The 17,307-nt window shown below is 72.7% G+C and carries 20 protein-coding genes and 1 pseudogene; 11 read left to right on the top strand and 10 right to left on the bottom strand.

Translation table 11 applies throughout. The annotated features are described in order from the left end of the window. The first annotated feature begins 9 nt into the window (after nucleotides 1–9). On the top strand, nucleotides 10–825 hold the full coding sequence (locus AB0M54_RS00510) for an ABC transporter ATP-binding protein (protein ID WP_364468322.1): 816 nt from the start codon (nucleotides 10–12) through the stop codon (nucleotides 823–825). Beyond that, nucleotides 822–1,715, top strand: coding sequence for a ribokinase (locus AB0M54_RS00505; RefSeq protein WP_364315004.1), 894 nt, complete (start codon nucleotides 822–824; stop codon nucleotides 1,713–1,715). The genes AB0M54_RS00510 and AB0M54_RS00505 overlap by 4 nt, the downstream gene beginning before the upstream one ends. Here the strand turns inward: AB0M54_RS00505 and AB0M54_RS00500 are convergent. Beyond that, nucleotides 1,671–2,168, bottom strand: coding sequence for a MarR family winged helix-turn-helix transcriptional regulator (locus tag AB0M54_RS00500; RefSeq protein ID WP_364315007.1), 498 nt, complete (start codon nucleotides 2,166–2,168; stop codon nucleotides 1,671–1,673). The genes AB0M54_RS00505 and AB0M54_RS00500 overlap by 45 nt on opposite strands. A gap of 93 nt (nucleotides 2,169–2,261) precedes the next feature. On the opposite strand from AB0M54_RS00500, the gene AB0M54_RS00495 reads away from it, so the two are divergent. After that, the gene (locus AB0M54_RS00495) at nucleotides 2,262–3,062 is read left to right on the top strand and encodes an alpha/beta hydrolase (protein WP_364315010.1); all 801 of its coding nucleotides are present in this window, start codon (nucleotides 2,262–2,264) and stop codon (nucleotides 3,060–3,062) included. On the opposite strand, the gene AB0M54_RS00490 is transcribed toward AB0M54_RS00495, so the two are convergent. The 3 genes and pseudogenes from AB0M54_RS00490 to AB0M54_RS00480 all read right to left on the bottom strand — a co-directional run bounded on the left by AB0M54_RS00490 (nucleotide 3,040) and on the right by AB0M54_RS00480 (nucleotide 4,293). Further along, a complete protein-coding gene (locus tag AB0M54_RS00490) occupies nucleotides 3,040–3,465 on the bottom strand; it encodes a methyl-accepting chemotaxis protein (protein WP_364468320.1) in 426 nt (141 codons plus the stop codon). The two genes, AB0M54_RS00495 and AB0M54_RS00490, sit on opposite strands and share 23 nt — an antisense overlap. Nucleotides 3,466–3,628: 163 nt before the next feature. After that, nucleotides 3,629–3,727: pseudogene (locus AB0M54_RS00485) on the bottom strand (aerotaxis receptor Aer); the annotation flags it as partial. A gap of 101 nt (nucleotides 3,728–3,828) precedes the next feature. Further along, nucleotides 3,829–4,293: a DUF6232 family protein gene (locus tag AB0M54_RS00480; protein WP_364468318.1), complete on the bottom strand. Its 465-nt coding sequence runs from the start codon at nucleotides 4,291–4,293 to the stop codon at nucleotides 3,829–3,831. A 116-nt stretch (nucleotides 4,294–4,409) separates the two neighbouring features. On the opposite strand from AB0M54_RS00480, the gene AB0M54_RS00475 reads away from it, so the two are divergent. Genes AB0M54_RS00475 through AB0M54_RS00460 form a run of 4 tightly spaced genes read left to right on the top strand, consistent with a single transcriptional unit; the run spans nucleotide 4,410 to nucleotide 9,169 of the window. Continuing rightward, complete coding sequence (locus tag AB0M54_RS00475; RefSeq protein WP_364315017.1) at nucleotides 4,410–5,183, top strand: enoyl-CoA hydratase-related protein; 774 nt, start codon at nucleotides 4,410–4,412, stop codon at nucleotides 5,181–5,183. Nucleotides 5,184–5,223: 40 nt separating this feature from the next. After that, nucleotides 5,224–5,775 (top strand): hypothetical protein, encoded by a 552-nt coding sequence (locus AB0M54_RS00470; RefSeq protein ID WP_364468316.1) that lies wholly within the window; start codon nucleotides 5,224–5,226, stop codon nucleotides 5,773–5,775. 28 nt (nucleotides 5,776–5,803) lie between these two features. After that, nucleotides 5,804–7,516 (top strand): Hsp70 family protein, encoded by a 1,713-nt coding sequence (locus tag AB0M54_RS00465; protein WP_364315023.1) that lies wholly within the window; start codon nucleotides 5,804–5,806, stop codon nucleotides 7,514–7,516. A gap of 42 nt (nucleotides 7,517–7,558) precedes the next feature. Further along, the gene (locus AB0M54_RS00460) at nucleotides 7,559–9,169 is read left to right on the top strand and encodes an acetolactate synthase (protein WP_364468314.1); all 1,611 of its coding nucleotides are present in this window, start codon (nucleotides 7,559–7,561) and stop codon (nucleotides 9,167–9,169) included. A 3-nt stretch (nucleotides 9,170–9,172) separates the two neighbouring features. Here AB0M54_RS00460 and AB0M54_RS00455 read toward each other — a convergent pair whose 3' ends face one another. From AB0M54_RS00455 to AB0M54_RS00445, 3 genes are read right to left on the bottom strand one after another with little or no spacing between them, the layout of a single operon-like run. Next, nucleotides 9,173–9,571 carry a PLD nuclease N-terminal domain-containing protein gene (locus tag AB0M54_RS00455; RefSeq protein WP_364315029.1) on the bottom strand — a complete coding sequence of 133 codons (399 nt, stop codon included), beginning with the start codon at nucleotides 9,569–9,571 and terminating at the stop codon, nucleotides 9,173–9,175. A gap of 38 nt (nucleotides 9,572–9,609) precedes the next feature. Next, nucleotides 9,610–9,909, bottom strand: a complete 300-nt coding sequence (locus tag AB0M54_RS00450) for a DUF202 domain-containing protein (protein WP_364315032.1) — start codon at nucleotides 9,907–9,909, stop codon at nucleotides 9,610–9,612. Further along, complete coding sequence (locus AB0M54_RS00445) at nucleotides 9,909–10,292, bottom strand: DUF202 domain-containing protein (protein WP_364315034.1); 384 nt, start codon at nucleotides 10,290–10,292, stop codon at nucleotides 9,909–9,911. The genes AB0M54_RS00450 and AB0M54_RS00445 overlap by 1 nt, the downstream gene beginning before the upstream one ends. A gap of 226 nt (nucleotides 10,293–10,518) precedes the next feature. Between AB0M54_RS00445 and AB0M54_RS00440 the strand changes: the two genes are divergently transcribed. Both AB0M54_RS00440 and AB0M54_RS00435 read left to right on the top strand, forming a co-directional pair. Further along, nucleotides 10,519–11,295 (top strand): electron transfer flavoprotein subunit beta/FixA family protein, encoded by a 777-nt coding sequence (locus tag AB0M54_RS00440; protein ID WP_364315037.1) that lies wholly within the window; start codon nucleotides 10,519–10,521, stop codon nucleotides 11,293–11,295. A gap of 14 nt (nucleotides 11,296–11,309) precedes the next feature. Beyond that, nucleotides 11,310–12,269 (top strand): electron transfer flavoprotein subunit alpha/FixB family protein, encoded by a 960-nt coding sequence (locus AB0M54_RS00435; RefSeq protein ID WP_364315040.1) that lies wholly within the window; start codon nucleotides 11,310–11,312, stop codon nucleotides 12,267–12,269. A gap of 109 nt (nucleotides 12,270–12,378) precedes the next feature. Here AB0M54_RS00435 and AB0M54_RS00430 read toward each other — a convergent pair whose 3' ends face one another. Genes AB0M54_RS00430 through AB0M54_RS00420 form a run of 3 tightly spaced genes read right to left on the bottom strand, consistent with a single transcriptional unit; the run spans nucleotide 12,379 to nucleotide 15,154 of the window. Further along, nucleotides 12,379–13,548, bottom strand: coding sequence for a cysteine desulfurase family protein (locus tag AB0M54_RS00430; protein WP_364315041.1), 1,170 nt, complete (start codon nucleotides 13,546–13,548; stop codon nucleotides 12,379–12,381). A 47-nt stretch (nucleotides 13,549–13,595) separates the two neighbouring features. Next, nucleotides 13,596–14,642, bottom strand: coding sequence for a hypothetical protein (locus AB0M54_RS00425; protein ID WP_364315043.1), 1,047 nt, complete (start codon nucleotides 14,640–14,642; stop codon nucleotides 13,596–13,598). Continuing rightward, nucleotides 14,639–15,154, bottom strand: coding sequence for a SigE family RNA polymerase sigma factor (locus tag AB0M54_RS00420; protein ID WP_364469156.1), 516 nt, complete (start codon nucleotides 15,152–15,154; stop codon nucleotides 14,639–14,641). Before AB0M54_RS00420 ends, AB0M54_RS00425 begins: the two co-directional genes overlap by 4 nt. A gap of 66 nt (nucleotides 15,155–15,220) precedes the next feature. Here AB0M54_RS00420 and mnmA point away from each other — a divergent pair, with 66 nt between their 5' ends. After that, nucleotides 15,221–16,303, top strand: coding sequence for a tRNA 2-thiouridine(34) synthase MnmA (mnmA, locus tag AB0M54_RS00415; RefSeq protein ID WP_364468312.1), 1,083 nt, complete (start codon nucleotides 15,221–15,223; stop codon nucleotides 16,301–16,303). Continuing rightward, nucleotides 16,296–17,291, top strand: coding sequence for a methionine synthase (locus AB0M54_RS00410; RefSeq protein WP_364468310.1), 996 nt, complete (start codon nucleotides 16,296–16,298; stop codon nucleotides 17,289–17,291). The genes mnmA and AB0M54_RS00410 overlap by 8 nt, the downstream gene beginning before the upstream one ends. Nucleotides 17,292–17,307 lie beyond the last annotated feature (16 nt).

The raw sequence follows: 17,307 nt of genomic DNA, 5'->3' as shown, positions 1-17,307 counted from the left end.
GATGGTGCCGTGCCTGAGGCTGCTGTCGCGATCCCGCCCCACGAAGACACCGTGATCGCGTTCGAGAACGTGAGCGTGGTCCGCGGCGGAAACCACCTGCTGCGCAACCTGAGCTGGCAGGTCGAGCTGGACGAGCGGTGGGTGGTCCTCGGCCCGAACGGGGCGGGCAAGACCACCCTGCTCAACCTCGCGGTCGGCCGAATGCACCCGACCCGCGGCGTCGCCTACGTGCTGGGCGAGCGCCTCGGTCGCACGGACATCAACGAGCTGCGGACCCGGATCGGCCTGACCACCGGTCAGTTCGCCGAGCGCATCCCGGCCGACGAGCAGGTGCTCGACGTGGTCGTCACCGCCGCCTGGTCGGTGGTCGGTCGCTGGAACGAGGAGTACGACCCGCAGGACGTGGCCCGGGCCCGGGCGCTGCTCGGCCAGCTGGGCATGGGCGGGCTGCTCGACCGTACGTTCGGCACCCTGTCCGAGGGGGAGCGCAAGCGGACCCAGATCGCCCGCGCCCTGATGACCGACCCCGAGATGATGCTGCTCGACGAGCCCACCGCGGGTCTCGACCTGGGCGGGCGGGAAGACCTGCTGGGCCGGCTGACCGAGCTGGCCGAAGATCCCGACGCGCCGGCCATGGTGCTGGTCACGCACCACGTCGAAGAGATTCCGCCGGGCTTCACCCATGCGCTGCTGCTGCGCGAGGGCGCGGTCGTGGCGGCCGGCCTGCTCGGCGAGACGATCACCGCCGACAACCTGTCCAAGACCTTCGGGCTGCCACTCGTGGTGGAGCGGCGCGGCGCCCGGTATACGGCCCGGGCGGCGTGATGAGACCCCGGGTCGCGGTGGTCGGCAGCGCCAACATGGACCTTGTCGGTCTGGCGCAGCGCCTGCCCGGCCCGGGTGAGACGGTCCTCGGCGACGACTTCGTGATGACGCCCGGCGGCAAGGGCGCCAACCAGGCGATCGCGGCGGCCCGGGCCGGCGGCGACTGCACGTTCCTGGGCGCGATCGGCTCCGACTCGTTCGGCGTCACGATCAACGCCCGGCTCGCCGCGGCCGGGGTCGATGTCACCGCCGTACGCACCAGCTACGGCTCGTCCGGCGTCGCGGTGATCATGGTGGACCGGGCCGGGGAGAACTCGATCCTGGTCAGCCCGGGCGCCAACCGCACGTTCGTGAACCTCTCCGACGCCGAGAAGTCGCTGATCGCCGGGGCCGACGTGCTGGTCTGCCAGCAGGAGATCCCGGTGGCGACGGTGACCGAGGCGGCCCGCGCGGCCCAGGCCGGCGGCACCCGGGTGCTGCTCAACGCGGCGCCCGCCCGTGAGCTGCCGCCCGACCTGCTCGCCGCGGTCGACCTGCTCGTGGTCAACGAGGTCGAGGCCCGGGCGATCAGCGGCGCGGCCGAACCCGACGTGGCCACGCTGCTTCGGGTGGTGCCCCGGGTCGTGCTCACCATGGGCGGGGCGGGCGCCTGGTACGCCGACCGGGACGGCACGTCGGTCAAGGTGCCGTCGTTCCGGGTCGAGGTGGTCGACACCACAGCGGCCGGTGACGCGTTCTGCGGGGCGCTCTCGGTGGCCTGGGGTGAGGAACGCGACCTGGTCGACGCGGTGCGCTGGGCCTCGGCGGCGGGTGCCGCGTGCGTACGGAAGGTGGGGGCCTATCCCTCACTGCCCAGCCGGGCGGACATCGACGAGATCTACCACGGCTGAGCCGCCGGGCGTGTCGAAGCGGACCGGCTTCGCGCCCACCAGCACGGCCAGGTGCCGCTCCAGGTTCGCCAGCTCGGTCGCGCCGATCTGCCGGGCCCATCGGTCGCGCAGGCCGTTGAAGATCTCCTCACCGGTACGCATCACCGCGAAGCCGAGCTCGGTCACCTGAAGCCTCTTGCGGCGGGCGTCGGCCGGATCCGGCTCGACCGACACGTACCCGCGCTCCTGCAGCACCGCGATCGTCTTCGCCGCCGACTGCTTGGTGACCGACAGGCGGCGGCCCAGCTCCGAGGCGTTGTCGGCGCCCGCGACGATGGCCCGCATGGCGAAGTCATGGACGGGACGCACGTCGTCATAGCCCCGCGAAGCCAGCTCGGTGACCGCGTCGTCCACGAGCGAGCGGAAGCCGCCGAGCAGGAGCAGCGCGAGATCGGCGCCGGAGCGGGAGGACATGGGAAGAGGCTACGACAGGTGGACGAAAGACAGTCAGGGTGTCTATTATTTAGACAGCCGGGTTGTCGATCCGGCCGGACGAAAGAAGCGATCATGACCCTGAACCACGTCTCCGCCGGCGCCGACGGATCCCCGGTCCTGCTGGTCCACGGGTTCCCCGAGACCTCACGGGCGTTCCGGAAGCTGATGCCGCTGCTCGCCGCCGAACACCGGGTCTTCGCCGTCGACCTGCGCGGGTTCGGCGACTCCGAGGTCGCGCCGGACGACTTCGACAGCGCGATGGCGGCCCAGGATCTGCACGAACTGATCGAGCACCTGGGCGTCGGCCCGGTGCACGTCACCGGCCAGGACATCAGCGGCGGGACGGTGTTCCGGCTGGCCACCGACCACCCCGGGGACGTGCTCAGCCTGACCGCCATCGAGACCGGGCTGGCCGGGTTCGGGGCCGAGATGCTGGCCGACGTCGCCCACGGCGGGGCGTGGCACATCGGCGTGCTCGCCGCGCCGGGCATCCCCGAGATGCTGCTCGCCGGTCGCGAGCGGGAGTTCATCGCGGAGTACCTGTTCCCGTCGCTGACCGCGGCGCCGATCGCCGGCGAGGACCTCGACGAGTTCGTGCGCGCCTACTCGCGGCCCGGCGGCTGGCGCGGCGCGGCCGGGCTCTACCGGTCGTTGCTGCGGGAGGGTGACGAGCTGAAAGACCGCCGGGTGAGCGTGCCGGTGCTCGCGGTCGGCGCGGGCGCCGGGTCGTTCACGGCCGACACCATGGCCCGGGCCGCCGCGACCGAGATCAGCTCGGTGCGGATCGGTGGCGGGCACTACGCCGCGATGGAGGCGCCCGAGGAACTGGCGACGGCGCTGCTGGAGTTCTTCAGGCGCTGCGAGCGGAGTTGACGAAGCGGTGGACCTCGGAGCGGAGCACCTCGGTCAGCTGGGACAGGCCCGCCGTGCCCGATTCGTGGCCGCCGTCCACCGCGGTGGCGATGCCGTTCACCAGGTTGCCCATCTCACGGATGCTGCCGGTCACCGCCTCCAGCACGCCGACCGCGTCGGCCGCGGCCTGCTGCACGGTGTTGACCTGGCCCATGATCTCCTCGCTGGAGCTGGACGTCTCGTTGGCCAGCGTCTTCACCTCGCCGGCGACCACGCTGAAGCCGCGGCCCGCCTCGCCGGCCCGGGCCGCCTCGATGGTGGCGTTCAGGGCGAGCAGCCGGGTCTGCGAGGCGACCTGGTTGATCAGGTCGACCGCGTGCCGGATCTGGTCGGAGGCGTTGCGCAGCGATGCCTTGCGGCACACCTCGGCGATCAGCTTGAGCGCGTGGCCGGTGTCGGCGTCGGAGGCGGCCGAAGAGCTCGCGGGCCGCGCTGATCGCCGCCGGTTCGGGCTTGCGCCGGTTCGAGTGGTAGCCGACCACCTTGCCGTGCGCGTCGAAGGACGGCGTGACATGCGCCAGGACCCAGTAGTGGGCGCCGTCGGAGGCGAGATTCACGACGTACGCGAACAGCTCCTTGCGCTCCTTGAGCGTGTCCCACAGCAGCTTGAAGACGGCCCGGGGCATGTCCGGGTGCCGGATGCCCGTGGGACGTACCTGGGTCGCTCTCATGGTTCCCTGATCGTCCCTGGCCGCGACGTTTCCGGGCGGCGGTTTGGCGGAAAAGCTCAGCGCCGGATCGGGCCGCTGTCCAGGGCGCGTTGCAGGGCCCGATAGATCTGACCGAAGCGCTGCCGGTTGTCGGTTCGCAGCAGCAGCACGTCGGCCCCGCGGACCAGGCCCCAGATCTCCAGGTTGCGGCTGCCCCGGTCGTAGGAGCGGTCGATGCGTTCCAGCAGCACGTCGGCCAGTGGCAGGGCCAGCAGGCCGGCCAGGATGCCCCCGCCCACCAGGGCCACCGTCACGCTGGTCGACGCGCCGATGAGCAGCGCGATCAGAATGCCGAGGACGCCCACCAGGATCGGGATCAGGATGGCCAGCCCGATCGCGCCCCGGCCGGCCACCACGCCCCAGGACCGGCGCCCGCGGCGGTGCCAGACGGCGGCGAAGTCGGCCAGCGCGAACTGGCGGCCGGACATCCGCACGCCGGCCGAGGTGACCACAACCTCGGCGTCCTTGTAGTACGTGATCATCACACCCTCGGCGGGACGGCGAAGTGGTAGGCCAAGCCGGTATCCAGGCCGCAGATGGCGTCCTGGGCTACCACTCTACGTAGGCTGGGCGTGACTTCATCGATGAGGAGACGCTTGTGGGCGAGTTCGTGAACCTGGAGACGGCGGACGGGATCGGCACGATCCGGCTGGACCGGCCGCCGATGAACCCGCTGAACACGCAGGTGCAGGAAGAGTTGCGGGTCGCCGCGCAGCAGGCCGCCACCGACCCGGAGGTCCGCGCGGTGATCGTCTGGGGTGGCGAGAAGGTGTTCGCGGCCGGCGCCGACATCAACGAGTTCACCACCCGGACCTTCCAGGACATGACGGTACGGGCGTCCGCGCTGACCGGCGCCTTCACCACGGTCGCCGAGATCGCCAAGCCGACCGTCGCCGCGATCACCGGCTACGCCCTCGGCGGCGGCTGCGAACTGGCCCTGGCCTGTGACTGGCGGGTGGTGGCCGAGGACGCCAAGCTGGGCCAGCCCGAGATCCGGCTCGGCATCATCCCCGGCGCCGGCGGCACCCAGCGGCTGGCCCGGCTGATCGGACCGGCCCGGGCCAAGGACCTGATCTTCTCGGGCCGGATGGTGGACGCCGAGGAGGCCCTGCGGATCGGGCTGGCCGACCGGGTGGCGCCGGCCGCCGACGTCTACGCGACGGCGGTCGCCCTGCTCAAGCCGTACGTGACCGGCCCGGCCCTGGCCCTGCGCGCCGCCAAGCTGGCCATCGACGGCGGCCTGGACCGCGATCTCGCCTCCGGACTGGCCTGGGAGAGCCAGTTGTTCGCCGGCCTGTTCGCCACCGAGGACCGCGTCGAGGGCACCAATGCCTTCGTGGAGAAGAGAAAACCCAAGTTCCAGGGGCGGTAGCTACTCGCATCCGTCGATAGTTTGGCTTAGTGTTCGGCCCGTGACGGAACCGGTCCCGAGCGCGACGTCGCCGCGACGCACGGTGCGCGTGGCCGTCGCCCTCGTGGCCGGGCAGGCGGCCCTGTGCGCGGTGATCGGGTTCGTCACGTTCGGGCCCGGGCCCGGTTCCACGTCCGCCGGTCAGGCCGGCGCCGAGGCGCGCGCCCCGGTGGTGATGCCGACCGCGAACATCGGGCTGCCCGCCGCGCCGCTGCCGCCCGTACCCGGGAAGTCGACCGCACCGCCGCCGAAGCCGCAGGTGAAGCCCAGCCGGGTCGGCCACGCGAAGGCGGAGCCGAGCCCGAAACGCACGACCAGGCGGGCCGCCGCCCCGCCGAAGCCGATCAGCGCGCCGACCACCACGAAGCCGGCCGCCTCGAAGCCCCCGGACATCGGCGTCGCGCCGACCGCTACGCCGGGGAACGAGTTCCAGCTCCCGGTGAAGAAGGGCGACGAGTGCGAGACCGAGGGCGACCGGGGCCGCACTCTGGGCGGCGACGCGGTGCGCTGCGCGAAGGGCGAGGACGGCGCCCTGAGCTGGCAGACCGCCTGATCACACCGAACCCCCTAGAATCGCCTTCATGTCCATCGACCAGGGTCGGCCCCGCCATGCCCTCGGCGTGGACTTCGGCACGTCCAACACGGTCGCGGTGGCGCAATGGCCGGACGGCCGCGCCCGCCCGCTCCTGATCGACGGCTCCCCGCTGCTGCCCTCGGCCGTCTACGCCGAGACCGACGGCCCGCTCTCGGTCGGCCGTGACGCCGTCTACAGCGCCCGGATCGACCCGTCGCGCTTCGAGCCCAACCCGAAACGCCGCATCGACGAAGACCGGGTGCTGCTCGGCGACCGTGAGGTACGCACCGTCGAGATGTTCGCCGCGGTGCTCTCCCGGGTGGCCGAGGAGTGGCGGAACGCGGCCGGTCCGGTGCCGCCCTCGGTCACGCTGACCTGCCCCGCGTCGTGGGGCGCGACCCGGCGCACGCTGCTGGCCGAGGCGGCCACGATGGCCGGGCTGAACGACGCGCGGCTGGTCGCCGAGCCGGTGGCGGCGGCCACCTACTTCGCCGGCGTGCTCGGGCGGGACGTGCCGATCGGGTCGGTCGTGGTGGTGCACGACTTCGGGGCGGGAACGTTCGACGCCAGCGTCGTCGCGCGTACCGCCGAGGGTTTCGAGGTGCTGGCCGTGGACGGGCGGGACGACGTCGGTGGCCTGGACATCGACGCCGCCCTGATCGACCACCTGGCCGCCGGGGACGACGGCTGGCGACCGCTGCTGATGCCCGAGACGCTGGCCGAGCGGCGGGCCCAGCGGCAGCTCTGGGACGACGTGCGGATCGCCAAGGAACGGCTGTCCCGGGCCCAGTCCGCCGACCTGGTGGTGCCGCTGCTCAACCACGAGGTGCACATCACCCGGGACGAGCTCGAGAAGCTGGCCCGGCCGCTGATCGACCAGACCGTGCGGGTCACCAAGGAGCTGCTCGACTGGGCCCAGCTGGCCGAGGGGCGGCTGGCCGGGGTGTTCCTGGTCGGCGGCGCGAGCCGGATCCCGCTGGTGGCCACGCTGCTGCACCGGGCCATCGGGGTGGCTCCGGTGGCGATCGAGCAGCCCGAGATGGTGGTGGCCGAGGGCAGCCTGCTCGCCGACGAGGCGCTGCTGGCCGGCGAGCCGGCGGCGCCGGGGCCGACCGAGGAGATGCCCAGGTACGGCGTGCGGCCGTCGCCGTCGCCCGGGCCCCCGCCCCCGCCCCCGGACGTGGTGCCGGACACCTTCGACTACAGCCAGTACGACTTCGGCCCGTCCGGCGGCGAGTCGAACCGCGAGCTGAGGCCGGCGGTCGACCCGTGGGCCGACGCGGCGCCGATGCCGTGGATCCCCGACCCGGCCGCGACCGTGGTCAAGGAGCCGTTCGGGCTGATCACTCCGACCTCGTCGCCGCCGTCGGTCCCGCCCGCCACCCGGCCGGTCCCGCCGGTCTCCCGGCCGTCCTCGCCGGCGCCGATGCCGACGAAGCCCTTCTCCGATTCGCGGCCGCCGCGCACGGTGGCCCGCCCGCCGGTGAGTCAGCGGCCGCCGGTGAGTCAGCGGCCGCCGGCGCCGCGGCCGCCGGTCCGGAAGAAGCGGGGCCTGCGGAAGTTCGTCCGGTTCCTCCAGGTCCTGCTGAGCATCGCCGTGCTGATCACCGCACCGGTGCTGGCGATGGCGCTGGCCTACGGCTACGGCAACGGCGATCCGTTCATCGACGACGTCGAACAGGTCTTCTACGACATCGCGCGATTGATCCGCGGCGGATAAGGTGAATGAGATTCACGACTGACGTTTCTTGAGGGGTGCGGCATGGCGGATTCGATCGAGGGCCACGGCGGCGAGCTGGCGCTGGCCATGCTGCGGGCGTACGGGGTCACGGAGATGTTCACGCTCTCCGGCGGCCACGTCTTCCCGCTGTACGACGCCGCCCACAAGGCCGGCTTCCCGATCTTCGACGTGCGCCACGAGCAGTCCGCGGTGTTCGCCGCCGAGGCGGTGGCCAAGCTCCAGCGCCGGCCCGGCCTGGCCGTGCTCACCGCCGGCCCCGGCGTCACGAACGGCATCTCCGGCCTGACGAGCGCCTTCTTCAACGCGTCCCCGGTGCTGGTGATGGGCGGGCGGGCGCCCGCCTTCCGCTGGGGCTCGGGCAGCCTCCAGGAGATCGACCACCTGCCGCTGGTCACGCCGGTCACCAAGTACGCCGCCACGGCCGCCGACACCGCCTCGATCCCGGGCGAGGTGTCCGCCGCCCTGACCGCCGCCCTCACACCGCACCGCGGGCCGGCCTTCCTCGACGTACCCCTCGAAGTGCTCTTCTCCTCGGACGACGCGGCGGCCCCGGTGGCCAACGCGATCGCCCCGCTCGAGGCCGACCCCGACGACGTGGCCAAGGCGGCCGCGCTGATCGCCGGGGCCGAGCGTCCGGTGATCATCGCCGGCTCCGACGTCTGGGCCGGCGGCGCGGTCGACGCCCTGCGCGCGGCGGCCGAGGCCCTGGGGGTGCCGGTCTTCACCAACGGCATGGGCCGCGGCGCGCTGCCGCCCGGCCACCCGCTGGCCTTCGCCAAGGCCCGGCGCCCGGCCCTGAGCGAGGCCGACGTGGTGGTCGTGATCGGCACGCCGCTCGACTTCCGGCTCGGCTTCGGCGAGTTCGACGCCCAGGTCGTCCACATCGTGGATGCCCCGTCGCAGCGCGCGTCGCACGTGTCGACCGCCGTCTCCCCGGCCGGTGACCTGGTTCAGATCCTCACGGCCCTGGCTCAGAAAAACGCCGACCACGCCGAGTGGATCGCCGGTCTGCGGACGGCCGAGGACGCCGGCAAGGCCCGGGACGCCGAGGCGATGGCGGCCGAGACCGACCCGATCAAGCCCGCCCGCATCTACGGCGAGCTGCGCAAGGTGCTGGCCGAGGACGCGGTGACCATCGGCGACGGTGGCGACTTCGTCTCGTACGCCGGCCGCTACCTCGAGCCCGCCCGCCCCGGCACCTGGCTCGACCCGGGCCCGTACGGCTGCCTCGGCACCGGCATGGGCTACGCCATGGGGGCGCGGGTCACCTACCCCGACCAGCAGGTCTGCGTGCTGATGGGCGACGGCGCGGCCGGCTTCTCCCTGATGGACGTCGAGTCGCTGGTCCGCCAGCAGCTCCCGGTGGTGATCGTGGTCGGCAACAACGGCATCTGGGGCCTCGAGAAACACCCCATGCAGGCGATGTACGGCTACGACGTGGCCGCCGACCTGCAGCCGGGCCTGCGCTACGACGACGTGGTCCGGGCCCTGGGCGGCGCCGGCGAGACCGTCGAGAAGCCGGGCGAGATCGGCGCCGCTCTCGACCGCGCGTTCGCGGCACATGTTCCGTACCTGGTCAACGTGCTGACCGACCCGGCCGACGCCTACCCCCGGTCGTCCAACCTGGCCTGAGCCCTACGCCTTGGGGGCGTCGTCGCCGTTCGCGTTGCGGTGACCGTCGGGCTCGCGTTCCTCGTCGCGAGGGCGTTCCGGCTCGGGCTCGTGCAGGTCGCGTTCCCACTGGGAGAGCAGCTCGCGATCGCGCCGGGCCTGCTCGGAGTTCATCGAGCGCAGGAACTCGGGGTCGTCGTCGGGGGAGGCCGGCCGCGGCCGGTACGGGTTCACGCCGTGCGCGGCGACCGGCCGGCCCCACAGGTAGTAGGCCATCGGCCCGATCAGGGGCACGAACAGGACCACCAGGACCCACAGCGCGCGGGGCAGGTTACGAACGCGGTCGGCCGCGAGGCAGCTGATCAGCGCGAGCACCAGCAGCACGAGCTGCGCGGCCGCGAGAAAGACGAACAACCGGACCATGACGCAATGATGACGCGCCAACCTGGGAACGGCATGGGTCAGAGGGTGACAACCAGTCCACCGATGACCGCGAGCCCCACCGTCAGCAGCGCGCAGGCCACCACGGTCCGGCGGCCCGGTTGTGGTGGGTGCCGGATCAGACCCCTTTTGCGGCGGTACGCGAGAGCGATCAGCCCCGCGCAACCGGCCATCGCCGCGCTCGCCGCCAGCAGCTGCCACGGCCCGGGGTCGGCGAAGGCGGGCCGCAGCGCCAGCAGGGCCGCGACGGTGCCGGTCATCGCCGTCCGCCGCCAGGCCAGCCGGGTGCGGGCGGCCGAGGCCCCGACGTCGTCCAGCATCAGAAGCCGCGCATCAGCACGGTGATCACCAGGATCGCGGCGCCGAACGCGACGACGATGGCCAGGATCGCCGGGAACCGCGTACGCGGCAGATCCTGCTTGAGCCGCATGGCCCGTTCGGTGCGGGCCCAGTGGTCGACCGCGCGCAACGCGACCAGGCCGCCGAGCACCAGCAGCAGCACCGCGATGGCCTCGCGCAGGTGGGCGATGGCCAGCGGCGGCAGGAACTGCGCGCAGGCCAGGCCGCCGGCGATCAGCGCCAGGCCGGTCCGGATCCAGGCCAGGAAGGTGCGTTCGTTGGCCAGCGAGAAGCGGTAGTCGGGCGGCTCGCCCACCCCTTCCGCCCGGTCGGGGTCGAACCACTGTCGCAGGTCGCCGATCACCGGCTGATTATCGACCCCCGAGGTGAACCAGGCCCGCCCCGGGCGTTGCCGGGACGTGGTAGAGGATGGGTCGAGAGTTTTTTCACTCCCGGTCCCCGTCCCGCACATGCTACTGGCGGGTAACCTTCGAGTGGCTGATGCCTGCCCCCACATTCGCTTGTGGGGCGGGACCTCGCGAGGCGAATGTGGGACTGGGCATTTACTACAGGAGGGTTGTCGAAGCGCGATGAACATCGTCGTACTGGTCAAGCAGGTGCCCGACTCCGGCGCCGAACGTTCGCTGAGCGCCACCGACAACACGGTCGAGCGCGGCTCCGGGAACGTCATCAACGAGATGGACGAGTACGCCATCGAGGAGGCGCTGAAGATCAAGGAGGCGCACGGTGGCGAGGTGACCATCCTGACCATGGGTCCGGACACCGCCACCGAGTCGATCCGCAAAGCGCTGTCCATGGGCCCGGACAAGGCGGTGCACGTCCAGGACGACGCGCTGCACGGCTCCTGCGCGGTCGCCACCTCCAAGGTCCTCGCCGCCGCCCTCGGCACGCTCTCGGCCGACCTGATCATCTGTGGCGCCGAGTCGACCGACGGCCGCGTCCAGGTCATGCCCCACATGCTGGCCGAGCGCCTCGGCCTGGCCGCGCTGACCGGCGCCCGCAAGCTCACCGTGGACGGCGACACCCTGACCGCCGAGCGGCAGACCGACGAGGGCTACGAGGTCGTCTCGGCCGCCACGCCGGCCATCGTCAGCGTCTGGGACACCATCAACGAGCCGCGGTACCCGTCCTTCAAGGGCATCATGGCCGCGAAGAAGAAGCCGGTGCAGACGCTGTCGCTGAGCGACCTGGGCGTCGCGGCCGACGAGGTCGGCTTCGCCGGGGCGACCTCCGAGGTGGTCTCGGCGGCCAAGCGCCCGCCGCGGTCCTCCGGAACCACGATCACCGACGAGGGTACGGGCGGCCGGCAGCTGGTCGAGTACCTCGCGTCCGAGAAGTTCGTCTGAGAGAGGCTGTCGTAATGGCTGAAGTACTGGTCGTCGTCGAGGCCTCGCAGGCCGCCGGCGTCAAGAAGGTCACGCTCGAGATGCTCACCATCGCCCGAACCCTGGGCGAGGTGTCGGCCGTCGTGTTCGGCGGAGCCGGCGCGGCTTCGTCCTTCGCCGAGAAGCTCGGTGAGTACGGGGCGGCCAAGGTCTACGCCGCCGAGGGCGACGACATCGACGGCTACCTGGTCGCGCCCAAGGCCACCGTGCTGGCCGACCTGGTGAAGCGGGTCTCGCCGGCCGCGGTGCTGCTCGGCTCGACCCAGGAGGGCAAGGAGATCGCCGCCCGGCTTGCCGTCAAGCTGGACAACGGGCTGCTCACCGACGCGGTCGAGCTGGCCGCGGACGGCACCGCGACCCAGGTGGTGTTCGCCGGCTCGACGATCGTGCAGGCCAAGGTGAAGCGGGGTCTCCCGATTGTCACCATCCGGCCCAACTCGGTCACCCCGGCGCCCCAGCCCGCCCCGGCCACGGTCGAGCAGCTCACCGTCGAGGTCGGCGAGAAGGACAAGCTGACCAAGGTGGTCGAGCGGGTCGCCGAGCAGAAGGGCTCCCGCCCCGACCTCTCCGAGGCGTCCATCGTGGTCTCCGGCGGCCGCGGCGTCGGCAACGCCGACAACTTCAAGCTCGTCGAAGAGATGGCCGACCTGCTCGGCGCCGCGGTCGGCGCCTCCCGCGCGGCCGTCGACTCCGGCTACTACCCACACCAGTTCCAGGTCGGCCAGACCGGCAAAACGGTGTCCCCGCAGCTCTACGTGGCGCTGGGCATCTCCGGCGCGATCCAGCACCGGGCCGGCATGCAGACCTCGAAGACGATCGTCGCGGTCAACAAGGACCCCGAGGCGCCGATCTTCGAGCTGGCCGACTTCGGCGTGGTCGGCGACCTCTTCAAGGTGGTCCCGCAGGCCGACGAAGAGATCCGCAAGCGCAAGTAGAACCACGTTCGCAGGACGGCCCGGCGGAATTCCGCCGGGCCGTCCGTGTCCGCAGTGGTAGCTCTGAGCGGTATCCGGGCCCCGGATACCGCTCAGAGCTACCACCGCGTCAGCGGCTCTTCCAGGCGGTGGCGCGGCGGGAGCGTTCGACGGCGCCGGGGAGGGCGGCGAGCAGGGCGTCGACGTCGTCGCGGGTGGAGGTGTGGCCGAGGGTGAAGCGGAGGGACGAACGGGCGCGGTCGTCGTCGGCGCCCATGGCCAGCAGGACGTGGGAGGGCTGGGCGACGCCGGCCGAGCAGGCCGAGCCGGTCGAGCAGGCGATGCCCTGGGCGTCGAGCAGCAGCAGGAGGGCGTCGCCCTCGCAGCCGGGGAACGAGAAGTGGGCGTTGCCGGCCAGGCGGTCGGCCGGGTCGCCGTTGTAGATGGCGTCGGGCAAGGCCTCGACGATGCGGGTGACCAGATCGTCGCGGAGGGCGCCGACGCGGGCGGCGTACTCGGCCTGGCCCTTCACCGCGGTCTCCACCGCCACCGCGAAGGCGGCCACGCCGGCCGTGTCGAGGGTGCCGGAACGCACGTCGCGTTCCTGGCCACCGCCGTGCAGGATCGGGGTGCAGGCGACATCACGGCCCAGCAACAGGGCGCCGACCCCGACCGGGCCGCCCAGCTTGTGGCCGGTCAGGGTGAGGGCGGCCGCGCCGCTGGCCGCGAAGTCGACCGGGATCTGGCCGACCGCCTGCACCGCGTCGGTGTGGAACGGGACGCCGGCCCGCGCCGCGACCGCGGCCAGCTCGGCGATCGGCTGGATGGTGCCGACCTCGTTGTTGGCCCACTGGACGCTGATCACGGCGATGTCGTCGTGCTCGTCGACCAGCGCGGCCAGCGCCGCCGGGTCGACCCGGCCGGCCGCGTCGACCGGCAGCCAGGTCGGGTCGGCGTCCTCGTGGGCGCCCAGCCAGTCGACCGCGTCCATCACCGCGTGGTGCTCGACCGCGGAGGCGACCACCCGGCCCAGGCCGGGGTCGGCGTCGCGGCGGGCCCAGAACAGGCCCTTGGTCGCCAGGTTGTCGCTCTCGGTCCCGCCGCTGGTGAAGACCACCTCGGAGGGGCGGGCGCCGAGCACCGCGGCGATCCGCTCGCGGGACTCCTCGACCAGCCGGCGGGCGCCCCGGCCGGCGGCGTGCAGGGACGACGCATTACCGACCTGCCGGGCCGCTGCGACATACGCGTCGAGCGCCTCGGGAAGCATCGGTGTGGTCGCCGCGTGATCCAGGTAGGCCATCAACAAGACAGCTTATGCCTACGCCTCGCGACGACGCCCGCACGCTTTCACCGGGGCCAGGTCCCGGGCTCGAGCGGCTTGCCGCCGAAGGTCAGCCCCTCGACGATGCCGATCGCGTCCGGCTGGGCCGCGCCCACCACCGACACCGAGTATCCCGCCAGGTCGGGGACCATGAGCAGGTCCTGGGACAGCCGGCGGAGGCCTGGATCGCCGGGCTGCCGCGGCGGGCTGGGTTTCGCCACCGACGCCCAGTACGCCGGCCCACCGGCGACTGTGATGTTCGGCTCCTCCCGCCGGGCGGGCATGCCCGCGTCGGCGACCACCACGAGGTCCTTCCCGTCCTTGCGCCAGATCACCTTGGAGCGGACCGTCCGTGGCGGGTTCCCGGTGAACGAGAAGTTGCAGCTGACGTACTCGTAGCCGGCCGGGATGTAGGACGCGCGGAACGCGACCCGGCACTCCCGCGTGCCGTCCGGGATCACCGCCTCGGCCGCGGCGATCGGGGCGCCGATGTCGGTGCCGGCTGACAGCACGAGGCCGTACCGGCCGTCCTTCAGCCGCCAGCGGAGCAGGTAGCCGCCGCTCTCGGCCGGATCGGTCCAGCGTCGCAGGGTGGCCGGGCGCCCGCCGACGGTGGCCGGCTGATCGCTCGTGCCCGGGACCGGGGTGACGTACTTCGAGCGGCCGATCTCATCGCCGGCCAGCGCCTTCTCCAGGGCGGCCTGATTGTCGGAGAGGTAGACGCTGAGGGTCGTCTCGGCCCGACTCAGGCTCATCGAGAGCAGCTCCACGCCCTGGCCGGTGTACACGTAGTCGACCTCGGCCCCGGCCGCCTTCTCGTCGATGTCGAAGTGCACGTCGCCTCCGAGCGGGCCGGCCGCCTGGTGTGGCGGCGCGGCCGGCGGCCGGAGCAGCGGGACCGCCAGCAGCGCGCCCAGCACCATCACCGCGGTTCCGGCGGCGGCGGCGATCCGGCGGTTGCGGCGGATCCGGCCGGCCCGGAGCACCGCCCGCCCGGTCAGGTCGCCCGGAACCGGCACCTCCCCGGCGTCGGCGTGCAACGTGTCGCGGAGCTTGTTCTCGATGTCGGTCACGGTCGGTCCCTCCCGTCGGCGATGGGGTAGCGGTCGCGCAGCGCCTGGAGGCCGCGCATGGCGTGCGTGCGTACGGTCACCTCGCGGCAGCCCAGGATCGCCGCGATCGTGCCGTCGTCGAGATCCTCGTAGTAGCGCAGGACCAGCACGGTCCGTTGCTTCGGAGGCAGCCGGGCGATCAGGCGCCGCATGTGGTCCCGTTCCACCACCGCGCCGGCCGTGTCCTGCGGCCCGGGCCGGTCCGGCCGGATGTCGGTCGGCACCTCGTGGCTGCTGCGCCGGCGCCACCACGCGCGCGAGGCGTTGACCAGCACGCGGCGCACGTACACGTCGGGTTGGTCGGTCCGGCGGATCCGGTCCCACTTCAGATAGGCCTTGGCCAGCGCTTCCTGCACCAGGTCCTCGGCGCGGTGCCGGTCCCCGGTGAGCAGCGTGGCGAACCGGAGCAGCGCGGCGCCCCGAGCCGCCGCGTACTCCTCGAAGGTGGCCGGAGGGGCTTCCTCGGCCGTCATCGCCTGCGTCACGTCTCTCCGAGGCGGTGAGTGGTCCGTTCCGTTGACACGGTTACGCTTGTCATCATGCGGGTTCTTGCGGCGATGTCGGGCGGGGTGGACTCCGCGGTCGCGGCCGCGCGCGCGGCCGATGCGGGCCACGATGTCACGGGCGTCCATCTGGCGTTGTCCCGTAACCCACAGACCTACCGCACCGGCGCCCGCGGCTGCTGCACGCTGGAAGACTCCCGCGACGCGCGCCGGGCCGCCGACGTGATCGGCATCCCGTTCTACGTGTGGGACATGGCCGAGCAGTTCCACGACAGCGTGGTCGACGACTTCGTGGCGGAATACGCGGCCGGGCGTACCCCCAATCCCTGCCTGCGCTGCAACGAGAAGATCAAGTTCGAGGCGGTGCTCGACCGGGCCGTCGCGCTGGGCTTCGACGCGGTGGTGACCGGCCACCACGCGCGGCTGGGCGCCGACGGCCGGCTGCGGCGCAGCGTCGACCAGGCCAAGGACCAGTCGTACGTGCTGGCCGTGCTGACCGGCGAGCAGTTGTCGCGGTCGGTCTTCCCGCTCGGCGACTCGACCAAGGAGCAGGTGCGCGCCGAGGCGGCCGAGCGCGGGCTGGCCGTGGCCGAGAAACCGGATTCGCACGACATCTGTTTCATCGCGGACGGCGACACCCGGGGCTTCCTGCGCGACCGGCTGGGCGAGGCGCCGGGCGACATCGTCGACGCGGCCACCGGGGCGACGCTCGGGCAGCACCAGGGCGCTTACGCGTACACCATCGGTCAGCGCAAGGGTCTCGACCTGCGCGTGCCGGCGGCGGACGGGCAGCCGCGCTACGTGTTGTCGATCACCCCGGTCACCAACACCGTGACGGTCGGGCCGCGGTCGGCGCTGGAGGTCTCGCGGGTCATGGCGACCAGGCCGATCTGGCACGGCGCCGCGTCCTCGCCGGTCGAATGTGACATCCAGATGCGTGCGCACGGCGAGGTCGTGCCGGGCGTCGTGACGATCGAGGACACCATGCTGACCGCCGAACTGCGCACTCCCGCCCGCGGCATCGCCCCGGGCCAGGCCCTGGTGGCCTACCGGAAGGACCCGGCGGGCGACATCGTCCTCGGGTCGGCCACCATCGAGTCGGCCGACGCCGGTGCCTGACCGGCCGGAGTTCCCGTGGCCGGTCGGCGCCGCCACCGGGATCGGCTCGCTGCCCGGCACCGACATCGCCGAGGCCCAGCGCCTGATCTTCGGTGAGCTGCCCGACCTGCCCCACCTGGCCGAGTTGCCGGCGCGCGGGCCGGGCGCGGACATGATCGGCCGGAGCGCGGGCCTGCTCGCCGATCTGCCGGTGCAGGTCTACGTCGGGCGCTGGCAGGTGGCTCCCCGTCCCGGGCGCGACCTTCGCACCACCGCCGACCTGCGGGAACGCGACCTCGACCAGTTGACCGAGCAGGGCGCGGGGTACGCCGGGACGGTCAAGCTCCAGGCGGCCGGCCCGTGGACCCTGGCCGCGAGCGTCGACCTGCCGATCGGCGGGCGGCTGCTGCGCGACCCGGGCGCGGTGCGCGATCTCGGCGCGTCGCTCGCCGAGGGCCTGCGCCGGCATGTCGACGAGGTGCGCAAGCGGCTGCCCCGGGCGCGGGTGCTGTTGCAGCTGGACGAGCCGTCGCTGACCGCGGTGCTGGCCGGGCAGGTGCCGACCGAGAGCGGGCTGAGCGCCTACCGGGCGGTCGATCCCGCCGACGCGGCCACGGCGCTGCGCGGCGTGATCGAGGCCGTGGGTGTGCCCGTGGTGGTGCACTCGTGCGGGCCGGACGTTCCTCTTCAGGTGGTGCGCGACTCCGGTGCGGCGGCCGTGAGCCTCGATCTGTCGCTGCTGAAAGATCTCGACCCGCTGGGCGAGGCTCTGGAGGCCGGGCTGGGCCTGTTCGCCGGGGCCTTCGGGCTGAGCGACGCCCCGCCGACCGGCAAGCAGGTCGCCGATCGGGTGGCCAGGCTGTGGAAGCGGCTCGGCTTCCCGGCGGCCACGCTGCCGGCCCAGGTGGTGGTCACCCCGGCCTGCGGCCTGGCCGGAGCGTCCCCCGATTTTGTCCGCGCCGCCCTGAAAGCCTGTCGTGAGGCCGGCCGCCGTCTGGTCGAGGCGTAGCTCCCCGAAACTGTCA

Origin of the sequence: Actinoplanes sp. NPDC051470, from assembly GCF_040682035.1 — a bacterium.
Classification (GTDB): domain Bacteria; phylum Actinomycetota; class Actinomycetes; order Mycobacteriales; family Micromonosporaceae; genus Actinoplanes.
The sequence above is the reverse complement of the archived record's forward strand: the minus strand, read 5'-3'. Positions and strand labels throughout refer to the sequence as shown.